The sequence below is a fragment of the Streptomyces sp. ISL-66 genome (assembly GCF_018614135.1).
GTDB lineage: Bacteria > Actinomycetota > Actinomycetes > Streptomycetales > Streptomycetaceae > Streptomyces.
On sequence record NZ_JAGGOW010000021.1, the window covers coordinates 22,446 to 33,439 of the forward strand.

At 70.4% G+C, this 10,994-nt stretch carries 13 protein-coding genes; 8 read left to right on the plus strand and 5 right to left on the minus strand.

Annotation, left to right across the window (positions count from 1 at the left end; all coding sequences use genetic code 11):
- Window positions 1-103 precede the first annotated feature (103 nt).
- Window positions 104-799: a transglycosylase SLT domain-containing protein gene (locus J7E97_RS04590; protein WP_215022563.1), complete on the minus strand. Its 696-nt coding sequence runs from the start codon at window positions 797-799 to the stop codon at window positions 104-106.
- Between the two features lie 555 nt (window positions 800-1,354).
- On the opposite strand from J7E97_RS04590, the gene J7E97_RS04595 reads away from it, so the two are divergent.
- The 3 genes from J7E97_RS04595 to J7E97_RS04605 all read left to right on the plus strand — a co-directional run bounded on the left by J7E97_RS04595 (window position 1,355) and on the right by J7E97_RS04605 (window position 3,516).
- Window positions 1,355-2,506, plus strand: coding sequence for a GAF domain-containing sensor histidine kinase (locus J7E97_RS04595; RefSeq protein WP_215022564.1), 1,152 nt, complete (start codon window positions 1,355-1,357; stop codon window positions 2,504-2,506).
- The gene (locus J7E97_RS04600) at window positions 2,499-3,158 is read left to right on the plus strand and encodes a response regulator transcription factor (protein ID WP_215022565.1); all 660 of its coding nucleotides are present in this window, start codon (window positions 2,499-2,501) and stop codon (window positions 3,156-3,158) included. Before J7E97_RS04595 ends, J7E97_RS04600 begins: the two co-directional genes overlap by 8 nt.
- Window positions 3,159-3,270: 112 nt before the next feature.
- A complete protein-coding gene (locus J7E97_RS04605; RefSeq protein ID WP_215022586.1) occupies window positions 3,271-3,516 on the plus strand; it encodes a chaplin in 246 nt (81 codons plus the stop codon).
- A gap of 95 nt (window positions 3,517-3,611) precedes the next feature.
- Here the strand turns inward: J7E97_RS04605 and J7E97_RS04610 are convergent, their stop codons facing one another.
- Window positions 3,612-4,391 (minus strand): hypothetical protein, encoded by a 780-nt coding sequence (locus J7E97_RS04610; protein ID WP_215022567.1) that lies wholly within the window; start codon window positions 4,389-4,391, stop codon window positions 3,612-3,614.
- 144 nt (window positions 4,392-4,535) lie between these two features.
- On the opposite strand from J7E97_RS04610, the gene J7E97_RS04615 reads away from it, so the two are divergent.
- From J7E97_RS04615 to J7E97_RS04630, 4 genes are all read left to right on the plus strand, one after another.
- On the plus strand, window positions 4,536-5,330 hold the full coding sequence (locus tag J7E97_RS04615) for an ABC transporter ATP-binding protein (RefSeq protein ID WP_215022569.1): 795 nt from the start codon (window positions 4,536-4,538) through the stop codon (window positions 5,328-5,330).
- A 55-nt stretch (window positions 5,331-5,385) separates the two neighbouring features.
- Window positions 5,386-5,817 (plus strand): NfeD family protein, encoded by a 432-nt coding sequence (locus J7E97_RS04620; protein ID WP_215022571.1) that lies wholly within the window; start codon window positions 5,386-5,388, stop codon window positions 5,815-5,817.
- Window positions 5,818-5,901: 84 nt separating this feature from the next.
- Window positions 5,902-6,879, plus strand: coding sequence for an SPFH domain-containing protein (locus J7E97_RS04625; protein WP_215022573.1), 978 nt, complete (start codon window positions 5,902-5,904; stop codon window positions 6,877-6,879).
- A 105-nt stretch (window positions 6,880-6,984) separates the two neighbouring features.
- Window positions 6,985-7,755 (plus strand): sulfite exporter TauE/SafE family protein, encoded by a 771-nt coding sequence (locus tag J7E97_RS04630; protein WP_215022588.1) that lies wholly within the window; start codon window positions 6,985-6,987, stop codon window positions 7,753-7,755.
- Between the two features lie 100 nt (window positions 7,756-7,855).
- Here the strand turns inward: J7E97_RS04630 and J7E97_RS04635 are convergent, their stop codons facing one another.
- From J7E97_RS04635 to J7E97_RS04645, 3 genes are all read right to left on the minus strand, one after another.
- The gene (locus J7E97_RS04635; RefSeq protein WP_215022575.1) at window positions 7,856-8,359 is read right to left on the minus strand and encodes an HNH endonuclease; all 504 of its coding nucleotides are present in this window, start codon (window positions 8,357-8,359) and stop codon (window positions 7,856-7,858) included.
- A gap of 161 nt (window positions 8,360-8,520) precedes the next feature.
- Window positions 8,521-9,054 carry a YbhB/YbcL family Raf kinase inhibitor-like protein gene (locus tag J7E97_RS04640; RefSeq protein WP_215022577.1) on the minus strand — a complete coding sequence of 178 codons (534 nt, stop codon included), beginning with the start codon at window positions 9,052-9,054 and terminating at the stop codon, window positions 8,521-8,523.
- A gap of 66 nt (window positions 9,055-9,120) precedes the next feature.
- Window positions 9,121-9,903: a sporulation protein gene (locus J7E97_RS04645; protein ID WP_215022579.1), complete on the minus strand. Its 783-nt coding sequence runs from the start codon at window positions 9,901-9,903 to the stop codon at window positions 9,121-9,123.
- Window positions 9,904-10,024: 121 nt separating this feature from the next.
- Here J7E97_RS04645 and J7E97_RS04650 point away from each other — a divergent pair, with 121 nt between their 5' ends.
- Window positions 10,025-10,687: a DNA-3-methyladenine glycosylase gene (locus J7E97_RS04650; RefSeq protein WP_215022581.1), complete on the plus strand. Its 663-nt coding sequence runs from the start codon at window positions 10,025-10,027 to the stop codon at window positions 10,685-10,687.
- Window positions 10,688-10,994 lie beyond the last annotated feature (307 nt).

Here is a 10,994-nt window from a genome sequence, read left to right on the forward strand (position 1 = left end):
GCGCTGCCCGGTGCCGTAGGGCACGCACGAACGCCTCAGGGCGGCTCCCGGAACACCGGGGCCGCCCTGAGGCGCATGGGGGGCTTGGGGGGACGCCAGGGGCCTAGTAGGCGCTGTTGACGTTGTCCATGGAGCCGTAGCGGTCGGCCGCGTAGTTGCAGGCCGCGACGATGTTGGCGACCGGGTCGTACTGGTCGAACTTGGTGCCCTTGACGTGGTACGTCTTGAAGGTCGGGGCGATGACCTGGAGCAGACCCTTGCTGGGGATGCCGTTCTGGGCGTTGATGTCCCAGTTGTTGATCGCCATCGGGTTGCCGCTGGACTCGCGCATGATGTTGCGGTGGATACCGGCGTAGGTGCCCGGAATGCCTTCCTTCTTCATGATGAAGAGGGCTTCCTTGATCCAGCCGTCCAGGTTGTTCGCGAAGACGGGCGTGCGGGCCGCGGAACGGCTGGCGGCGGCCTTGCGCTCGCGGTCCTTCTTGGCGTCGGCCTCGGCCTTGGCCTTGGCGGCGTCCTTCGTGGCCTTGGCCTTGGCGGCGTCCTTCGCGGCCTGGGCCTGCTTGCCGGCGACGACCTGCTGAACGGTGAGGTGCTGCTGCACGGCCTGCGTCTGCGCGCCGTCGACGACCTTGGACCAGGCGACGGGGGCGGCGACGACGGTCGCGGCCTCACCGGTGCCGGCGGGGACGAGCGAGAAAGCGAGGGCGGCGGCGCCCATGGTGGCTACACCGGCGATGGAAAGCTTGTGCGCCTTCGTCAGACGACGGCTGTGGCCGGGAGTGCTGGTCTCGGACATGCGTAGCAACCTCTTCGAATAGCGGGAGCCGCAGGAAAGCGCCGCTCGGATCCGGGATCCGCGGCGCTGTGCGACGAGAGCAATTCTTAGCGGTGGCAAAAACTTGTGGCAAAGGTGTGACGTACGATCCTGCTTAGTGGATCACGCTGGGGCGCCGAGCCCGCGATTTCGGACGCGGCGCTAGGTGCCGCAGTGCTGATGGGCTCTTTATCTGTCCACTAAGCAGCTTCGTAAGTGATGTGCGTCCTATGTGCGGGGTCACATCGGTCCTGCAACAAACTCACCGACCGTTGCGGCAGCAATTCATTGCGTCACCGCTCTCATCCTTGAGTAGCAGGCGAAGGTCCCGGAACTCGTGCCAAAGGCAGAGACGGGCCACCACTTCGGGCTGCACGCGCCGGGCCCCCGCCTCAGCGCGCGGCCGCACCCCGGTCACGTCCCTTCGTCCGAGGCCCCGACTAAGCCCCGACTAGGTCCTGGCTCAGGTCCCGGCCTAGGCCAGGCCTAGGCCCCGCGCCCGATCCCGCAGGTCAGGCCCGCGAGTACCGTGATCCCATGCATCCCGGACCCAGCGCGCCCCGCGGCCCGCGCAGCGGCCTGGCCGCCGTGAGCGACGCGCTGCTCGCCATGAGCCGCCGCCTGGAAGTCCGCGACGTGCTGCGCACGATCGTCGCCTCGGCCCGCGAGCTGCTCGACGCCGAGTACGCGGCCCTCGGCGTCCCGGACGACCACGGCGGCTTCGCCCAGTTCGTCGTGGACGGCATCAGCGAGGAGCAGTGGCGGGCGATCGGCCCGCTGCCCCGCCAGCACGGCATCCTCGCCTCGATGCTCCACCAGGACGCCCCCGAGCGACTGGCCGACGTGCGCGAGGACCCGCGCTTCGAGGGCTGGCCCGCCGCGCACCCCGACATGTCCGATTTCCTCGGGCTGCCCATCCGGGACGGCGAGGAGACCCTCGGCGCCCTCTTCCTCGCGAACAAGCGCGGCCCGCGCGGCTTCACCGACGAGGACGAGGAACTCCTCTCCCTCCTCGCCCAGCACGCGGCCATCGCCCTCACCAACGCCCGCCTCTACGAGCGCAGCCGCGAGCTGACCATCGCCGAGGAGCGCTCCCGCCTCGCCCACGAGCTGCACGACGCGGTCAGCCAGAAGCTCTTCTCGCTCCGCCTGACCGCCCAGGCCGCCGCGGCCCTCGTGGACCGCGATCCGGCCCGCGCCAAGGAAGAGCTCCAGCAGGTCGCCGGCCTGGCGGCCGAGGCCGCCGACGAACTGCGTGCCGCCGTCACCGAGCTCCGCCCGGCAGCCCTCGACGAGGACGGCCTGATCGCCACGCTGCGCAACCAGGTCCGCGTCCTGGACCGCGCCCACACCGCCCACGTCACCTTCGCGTGCGACGGCGTACGGGCCCTGCCCGCGGCCCAGGAGGAAGCCGTCCTGCGGGTCACCCAGGAGGCCCTCCACAACGCCCTTCGCCACTCGGGCGGCGACCGGATCGACGTCACCCTCACCCGCGGCGGAGCCGGAGGAGCGGTGCTCCGCGTGACCGACGACGGAGCGGGCTTCTCCCCGCCCACCGTCCGCCGGGCCGGCCGGCACCTCGGCCTGGTCTCCATGCGGGACCGCGCGGCCGGCGTCGGCGGCCGGCTCACCGTGCACTCCGAGCCCGGCAAGGGCACCACGATCGAACTGGAGGTATCCGGTGGCTGACACGCCGGGCCGGCCCGGCCGGATCAGGATCCTGCTCGTCGACGACCACCAGGTGGTCCGGCGCGGCCTGCGCACCTTCCTGGAGGTCCAGGACGACATCGAGGTGGTCGGCGAGGCCGCCGACGGCGACGAGGGCATCGCCCGCGCCGAAGAGCTGCGGCCCGACGTGATCCTGATGGACATCAAGATGCCGGGCACCGACGGCATCGAAGCCCTACGGAGGCTGCGCGGACTGGCGAACCCGGCGCGCGTGCTCATCGTCACGAGCTTCACCGAGCAGCGCACGGTGGTCCCCGCCCTGCGCGCGGGCGCCGCCGGGTACGTCTACAAGGACATCGACCCCGTCGCGCTCGCCGCCGCCATCCGCTCGGTCCACGCCGGTCAGGTCCTCCTCCAGCCGGAGGTGGCGGTGGCCCTGCTCGCGGACGAGGGGCGTCCCCCGTCGTCAGGCCGAGGCGGCTCCCTGACGGACCGCGAACGCGAGGTGCTGCGGCACATAGCGGACGGCCGCTCGAACCGCGAGATCGCGCGGGTGCTGGTCCTCTCGGAGAAGACGGTCAAGACGCACGTATCGAACATCCTGATGAAGCTGGACGTCGTGGACCGGACGCAGGCGGCGCTGTGGGCGGTCAGACACGGGATCACCGAATGATTCATACGGTCGGGTGTATGTCGCCCACATGGCGTATCCCGTTCATCGGATGAGCGTTCTTCATGATGTGCCGCGGCGGCTGGCCGCGGCAGACGTACTGGAGGACGAGAACGTGAAGAACTTCAAGAAGGCCACCGCTGTCACCATGATCGCGGGCGGCCTCCTCGCCGCCGGCGCGGGTGTCTCCTCGGCGCACGGCGGTGCGTCGGCGGAGGGCGAGGCCCTGAACTCGCCCGGCGTGGCCTCGGGGAACCAGCTCCAGCTCCCCGTCCACATCCCGGTCAACGTGGTGGGCAACACGGTCAACGTGATCGGCCTGCTGAACGGCGCCTGGGGCAACACCGGCGTCAACGCCTGACCGGCCCCGTTCCTCGGCCCCGCTTCCCCTCCTCTCCCTGGGAAGCGGGGCCGTTGCCGTACGGCGAGCCGCACGGATCCGGCGAGGCCGGAAGATCAGCGGAGCCGTTCCTCAACGGCCGAGTTGTACGCCGCGACCAGCGCCCGCCGGGCGACCCGCTCCACCGGCCGCAGGGCCTCCGCCCGCGCGGCCATCTCCGACGCCGCCACCGCCGCCCCGTGCCCGCGCTCGTACGCCAGCGACACCATCAGGTCCACCCGCTGCGCCAGCGCCAGCACCCGTACCGCCCGCGCCGGATACCCCGGCGCCAGCGCGTCCCGCCCGGCCTCGGCCCGCGCCCGGTACGCCGACAGCGCCGCGTCCGCCACCGGCCCCGACCCCGCCACGTCCAGCTTCGTCAGCACCACCGCGGCCTCGCGCAGCGCCTCCGCCAGCTCCCGCTCCGCCTCGCCGAGCGACGGTACGTCCGCCGGCGGTGCCTCCCGCACCGGCAGGCAGTGCCAGGTCACCGAGACGTGCAGGTCCCCGGCGGGCCCCACCTCGCGGACCTCCGGCACCAGCCCCACCGCCGCGCCCACCGCGACGACCGCCTCCTCGGCGTCCAGCGCCCGCGCGTTGAACTCCGCCGGCCCGCTCAGCCCCAGCGGATGCCCCGGCGCCGGCAGGGCGACCCGCAGCCCGGTCACCCCCAGCACCCGCAGCCGGCCCAGCGCGAGCGTCAGCCCGACCGGTCCCGTTTCCCCCGGCAGCCCCTCCACGCGGTGCACGGAGTCCTCGCCCACGATCGACAACACGGCCTCGTCGGGCGAGACGAGACCGGCCAGCAGAGCGTTCCCCCAGGCGGCGAGCCGCCCTGAACGTGGTTCGAAAAGCATCCCCCTACTTTACGGATCGGCCCTCCGACCCGGGCCCGCTCCCGGACCCCTCCCCGAGTGGCGTAGGTTTTCCCCTGGGGCTGCGCCGACCGGTAGGGCGGTGCCGCACAGACGAACGAGACTGCAAGGGGAGACAACACGCTCATGAGCGATGTTCTGGAGCTGGTGGACGTATCCGTGGTCCGCGAGGGCCGGGCTCTGGTGGACCAGGTCTCCTGGTCGGTCAAGGAGGGGGAGCGCTGGGTGATCCTCGGCCCCAACGGCGCCGGGAAGACCACCCTGCTCAACGTCGCCTCCAGCTACCTCTTCCCCACCACGGGCTCCGCCACCATCCTCGGCAGCACCCTCGGCAAGGTGGACGTCTTCGAGCTGCGCCCCCGCATCGGCATCGCCGGCATCGCGATGGCCGACAAGCTCCCCAAGCGGCAGACCGTCCTGCAGACCGTCCTCACCGCCGCCTACGGCATGACGGCCACCTGGCACGAGGAGTACGAGGACGTCGACGAGCAGCGCGCCCGCGCGTTCCTCGACCGCCTCGGCATGACGGACTACCTCGACCGGAAGTTCGGCACCCTCTCCGAGGGCGAGCGCAAGCGCACCCTGATCGCCCGCGCCCTGATGACCGACCCCGAGCTGCTCCTCCTCGACGAGCCCGCCGCCGGCCTGGACCTCGGCGGTCGCGAGGACCTCGTACGGCGCCTGGGGCGCCTCGCCCGCGACCCCCTCGCCCCGTCCATGGTCATGGTCACGCACCACGTCGAGGAGATCGCCCCCGGTTTCACGCACGTCCTGATGATCCGCCAGGGCAAGGTCGTCGCCGCCGGCCCCGTCGAGCTGGAACTGACCTCCCGCAACCTCTCCCTCTGCTTCGGGCTGCCGCTCGTCGTCCAGCGCGGCGAGAACGAGCGCTGGACCGCCCAGGGCCTGCCCCTGCGCTGAGCGGGGACCGCCCGCACCCTGTCCGGACCGCGCCCACCCCACCTACCATGACCATGTGGACATCGACGCGTGGGTGTGGTGGCTCATCGGCGCGGTCGGACTGGGCATCCCCCTCGTCCTGACCGCGATGCCCGAGTTCGGCATGTTCGCCGCCGGCGCGGTGGCGGCCTCGATCACGGCGGCCCTCGGCGGGGGAGCGGTCGCCCAGGTACTGGTCTTCGTGATCGTGTCGGTCGCGCTCATCGCGGTGGTCCGCCCGATCGCCAACCGGCACCGCAACCAAAAGCCCCAGCACCGCAGCGGGATCGACGCGTTGAAGGGCCGCAGCGCCGTGGTCCTGGAACGGGTCGACGGCAGCGGCGGCGGGCGGATCAAGCTCGCGGGCGAGATCTGGTCGGCCCGCGCCCTCGACGCGGACAGCAGTTTCGAGCCGGGTCAGTCCGTCGACGTCGTAGAGATCGACGGGGCGACCGCCGTCGTCATGTGACAAGCAGCCGACCCGCGGCCCCGGGGTCTGCGAGACTCCGCTCAACGGGGCAGCACAGACAGCCGGAAGGGCACGGGGAACCGCATGCAACCGATCATCATCGTCCTGATCATTCTGGTGGTTCTGGTCTTCATCGCACTGGTCAAGACGATCCAGGTGATCCCGCAGGCCAGCGCCGCCATCGTCGAACGCTTCGGCCGCTACACCCGCACCCTCAACGCGGGCCTGAACATCGTCGTCCCGTTCATCGACTCCATCCGCAACCGGATCGACCTGCGCGAACAGGTCGTCCCCTTCCCGCCGCAGCCCGTCATCACGCAGGACAACCTGGTCGTCAACATCGACACGGTCATCTACTACCAGGTGACCGACGCCCGCGCCGCGACGTACGAAGTGGCCAGCTACATCCAGGCCATCGAGCAGCTCACCGTCACCACGCTGCGCAACATCATCGGTGGGATGGACCTGGAGCGGACCCTGACCTCCCGCGAGGAGATCAACGCGGCCCTGCGCGGCGTCCTCGACGAGGCCACAGGCAAGTGGGGCATCCGCGTCAACCGCGTCGAGCTCAAGGCCATCGAGCCGCCGACCTCCATCCAGGACTCGATGGAGAAGCAGATGCGCGCCGACCGCGACAAGCGCGCCGCGATCCTCCAGGCCGAGGGTGTCCGCCAGTCCGAGATCCTGCGCGCCGAAGGCCAGAAGCAGTCCTCCATCCTGCGCGCCGAGGGTGATGCCAAGGCCGCCGCCCTGCGCGCCGAGGGCGAGGCACAGGCCATCCGCACGGTCTTCGAGTCCATCCACGCCGGCGACGCCGACCAGAAGCTGCTCGCCTACCAGTACCTCCAGATGCTGCCGAAGCTCGCCGAAGGCGACGCCAACAAGCTCTGGATCGTCCCGAGCGAGATCGGCGACGCACTCAAGGGCCTCTCCGGCGCCATGGGCAACTTCGGTCCCATGGGCGGTGGTTCGGGCTTCAACCCGGGCAACTCCGGCAAGGAGAGCGGCTCCGCGGCCGACAAGGCCGCCGCCGAGCGCCGCGAGCAGCCCCCCATCGACTGAACGGGCCGCCCCCTGTTGCATGATCAGTGAGGCCCCTCGACCTTCATGGCGGGGAGGCGACTCACCCATGCAAAGGGGATGGCTCCGTCCATGTCCGTGTTCTCGATGTCCCTCTGGGAAGCGCTCGCGGTCTTCGCCGCGGGCGTCGGCGCCGGCACCATCAACACCATCGTCGGCTCCGGCACCCTGATCACCTTCCCGGTGCTGCTGGCCACCGGCCTGTCACCGGTCACCGCCAACGTCTCCAACACCCTCGGCCTCGTGCCCGGTTCGATCAGCGGAGCCATCGGCTACCGCGAGGAACTCCGGGGCCAGCGCGCCCGCGTCCTGCGGCTCGGCGCCGTGTCCCTCGTCGGCGGACTCGCGGGCGCCGTCCTGCTCCTCGCCCTGCCGTCGGACTCCTTCGACACGATCGTGCCCGTCCTCATCGGCCTGGCACTTGTACTCGTCGTCTTCCAGCCCCGGCTCGCCGCCGCTCTGCGCAAGCGCCAGGAGGCGGCCGGCGGCGACACGGGCCACCCCGACGGCGGCCCGGCCCTGCTCACCGGCATGCTGCTCTCCAGCGCGTACGGGGGATACTTCGGCGCCGCCCAGGGGGTGCTCTATCTCGGCCTGATGGGACTGCTGCTCCGCGAGGACCTCCAGCGCATCAACGCGGTGAAGAACGTCCTCGCGGCGATGGTGAACGGCATCGCGGCCGTGTTCTTCCTCTTCGTCGCCGAGTTCGACTGGACGGCCGTCCTGCTCATCGCCGTCGGCTCGACCATAGGCGGCCAGATCGGAGCCAAGGTCGGCCGCCGACTGCCGCCCACCGTCCTGCGCGGGATCATCGTGACCGTCGGGACCATCGCGATCGTCCAGCTGCTGATCCGCTGAGCGACGTACCGAACGTACGCCGCCCAGCGCATCCGTCTACGCGCCGGGACGCAGTCTTCCTACGGTATTCCCCCGCGGCCCCGAGCGGTCCGGGGCAGCCCTACGCGGACCGCGCCAGCCAGTGCGGCAGCGGATCCCGCCCACCGACCCCCAGCGCGAGCAGCATCGCGTCCGCCGGAGACGGCACGAACGGCTTCCGCAGGAGCGGCATGCCCGCCTCCTCCGGAGTCCGGGCCGCCTTGCGGTGGTTGTCCTCGGCACACGAAGCCACCGTGTTCAGCCAGGTGTCCCCACCCCCCTGGGCCCGCGGAAGCACGTGGTCCACGGTCGTCGCGCGCTTGCCGCAGTACGCGCACCGGTGTTGGTCCCGGACCAGCACCCCCCTCCGTGACCAGGGAGCATGTCTTCGGAAAGGCACCCGTACGTACCTGCAGAGCCTGATCACCCGCGGCATCGGAAGATCCATCGTGGCCGCGCGCACACGCAGCTCGGGATGAGACTGTTCGACCACGGCCTTGTCCTGGAGCACCAGGACCACAGCCCGGTTCAGCGTCACCGTCGACAGCGGCTCGAAGCTCGCATTCAGCACCAGCGTGTCCCGCATCTCGCCCACCTCCCGTGTGCAGGCCCGCGACCACCATGGCGGCAAGGCCCGCAACCACTCTGGTCGCGCGCGCCACGCGGGACAACGCAATAAAAATGCCCGGTCCAGGTCGTCTTTAGACCAGGACCGGGCAAACGCTCGGAGAACGAAAACCGGGATGATCAGCCCGCCGGGGCCTCGTACTCACCGATCAGCTGCGCCCGCCCCAAGGTGTGGAAGCGCAGGTTGAACCCGACGACGGCCGGCGAGGCGTCCGCACCCGGACCGAGCTTCTCCGTGTCCACCGCGTACACGGTGAACACGTACCGGTGCCGCTCACCGGCCGGCGGGGCCGCCCCGCCGAAGTCCCGGGTGCCGTAGTCGTTGCGTACGTGCACGGCCCCGGCCGGCAGCCCTTCGAACTTCCCGCCGCCCGCCCCGGCCGGCAGCTCGGTGACCGAGACCGGCAGGTCGAACAGCACCCAGTGCCAGAACCCGCTTCCCGTCGGCGCGTCCGGGTCGAAGCACGTCACGGCGAAGCTCTTCGTCCCCTCCGGGAACCCCTCCCACCGCAGCTGCGGCGAGCGGTTCCCGCCCGACTTCGCCTGGGCGTCCCCCAGGTCCGCCCCCGGCTCCAGGTCCACACTGCTCACGGTGAACTCGTGCACCGGGGGATGGAAATCATGGGGGAGAGGTGCCCTGCTCTGCTCGGCCACAGCTGAACCTCCTGGTCGGGTCGCGTCATCACGTTCCGTCGCGGACGGAACCGAGCCTAGATCCACTCAGAACCAGTTGCGCTGCGAACCCACCGAAGCGATCCACTGGTTCAGGTACGCCGCCCAGTCGGTCCCCTGGTACGACTGCAGCCCCACCTGGAAGCAGCGGTACGTGTCGCTGCCCTCGCTGAACAGGCCCGGCTTCTTGTCCATCTCCAGCACCACGTCCATCTCGCGGCCGTCGGAGACGAAGGTCAGCTCGACCTGGTTGAGCCCGCGGTACTGCGACGGCGGCAGGAACTCGATCTCCTGGTAGAACGGCAGCGTCTGCCGCGTCCCGCGGATGTGCCCGCGCTCCATGTCCGCGCTGCGGAAGGAGAAGCCCAGCTGTACGAAGGCGTCGAGGATCGCCTGCTGCGCCGGTACCGGGTGCACGTTGATCGGGTCGAGGTCACCGGCGTCGACCGCGCGCGCGATCTCCAGCTCGGTACTGACCCCGATGTTCATGCCGTGCAGCTGGCGGCCGCCGAAGTGCGTGATCGGAGTCTCCCAAGGGATCTCCAGCCCGAACGGCACCACGTGCAGCGCGCCGGCCTGCACCTGGAAGGCACCGCCCAGACGCTGCTTGGTGAAGACCACGTCCTGCTTGTACTCCTGGTCGCCGCCCTCCACCTCCACCCGCGCCTGGAGCCCGACGGACAGCCCCTCGATCTGCTGCTCCACGGACCCGCCCTGGATCCGTACCTCGCCCTGGACGATGCCGCCCGGCACCACGTTCGGCTCGGTGATGACCGTGTCGACCGAGGCGCCGCCGGCTCCCAGGCTCGCGAACAGCTTCCTGAACCCCATGCTCTGACTCCCCTTGAAAATCTTGCTTGAAGACCTGTGCGATTACGCGCAGGACTACCCCTACAAACGTGGAACCTTAGGCCCCGGTTGCAGGGCGGCACAGTCCACTACGCTCGACCGGATGAGCGCGCGCCCCGACCGTACGCCCCTGGCCCGGTCCTTCTTCCACCGCCCGGTCCTCACCGTTGCCCCGGACCTCCTGGGCCGCACCCTGGTCCGCCGCACCCCCGAAGGCCCGATGGAACTGCGGATCACGGAGGTGGAGGCGTACGAGGGAGAAGCGGACCCGGGCTCCCACGCCTACCGCGGCCGGACGGCGCGCAACGCGTCGATGTTCGCTCCGCCCGGCCACGCCTACGTCTACTTCATCTACGGCATGTGGTTCAGCCTCAACCTGGTCTGCGGTCCGCCGGGCCACGCGAGCGGCGTCCTGCTCCGCGCGGGCGAGGTGACGGTGGGCGCCGAGCTGGCCCGCAAACGGCGGATCGCGGCTCGAAACGACCGAGAGCTGGCCAAGGGCCCGGCCCGCCTGGCCACCGCCCTGGACATTGACCGCTCCCTCGACGGCGTCGACCTCTGCGCGGGCCCGGACTCACCCCTCTCCCTCCTCGCGGGAACGCGGACGCCGCCCGACCGGGTGAGCAACGGTCCCCGCACCGGAGTGGGCGGCGCCGGCGCCGCCCACCCCTACCGCTACTGGATCACCCACGACCCGACGGTGAGCCCGTACCGCGCCCACGCGCCACGCCGGCGCCCACTTGACTCGGGGGCGGCGGACGCCTAATGTAGTCCGAGCCACTTGAACGGGGCGCTGCTGTCGGCAGGCTCCCAGAGTGGCCAACCCACTACCTACGACTTACCCCTGACGGGGTCCTATTCGGCATGCCCGAATTCGATTCCAAGTGGCCGATTATGAGCAGCACGGGATAAGCGCTAATGTGGTGGAGCGCCGAAAGGCACAGACCTCCAACGGTCACCGAATTCAAATCCGAGAGTCGGAAACGACACGGAAATGATCTGGTAGAGTTGGAAACGAAGGAAGCGCCCGGAGGAAAGCCCCAGTCATTGAACTGAGGGTGAGTACAAAGGAA

Bases quoted from the DNA above. Each gene is read 5' to 3' on its own strand.
- J7E97_RS04645 (WP_215022579.1), bottom strand. From the start codon at position 9,903: ATGGGGTTCAGGAAGCTGTTCGCGAGCCTGGGAGCCGGCGGCGCCTCG.
- J7E97_RS04630 (WP_215022588.1), top strand. From the start codon at position 6,985: ATGTCCCTCTGGGAAGCGCTCGCGGTCTTCGCCGCGGGCGTCGGCGCC.
- J7E97_RS04590 (WP_215022563.1), bottom strand. From the start codon at position 799: ATGTCCGAGACCAGCACTCCCGGCCACAGCCGTCGTCTGACGAAGGCG.
- J7E97_RS04635 (WP_215022575.1), bottom strand. From the start codon at position 8,359: ATGCGGGACACGCTGGTGCTGAATGCGAGCTTCGAGCCGCTGTCGACG.
- J7E97_RS04615 (WP_215022569.1), top strand. From the start codon at position 4,536: ATGAGCGATGTTCTGGAGCTGGTGGACGTATCCGTGGTCCGCGAGGGC.
- J7E97_RS04625 (WP_215022573.1), top strand. From the start codon at position 5,902: ATGCAACCGATCATCATCGTCCTGATCATTCTGGTGGTTCTGGTCTTC.
- J7E97_RS04610 (WP_215022567.1), bottom strand. From the start codon at position 4,391: ATGCTTTTCGAACCACGTTCAGGGCGGCTCGCCGCCTGGGGGAACGCT.
- J7E97_RS04595 (WP_215022564.1), top strand. From the start codon at position 1,355: ATGCATCCCGGACCCAGCGCGCCCCGCGGCCCGCGCAGCGGCCTGGCC.
- J7E97_RS04650 (WP_215022581.1), top strand. From the start codon at position 10,025: ATGAGCGCGCGCCCCGACCGTACGCCCCTGGCCCGGTCCTTCTTCCAC.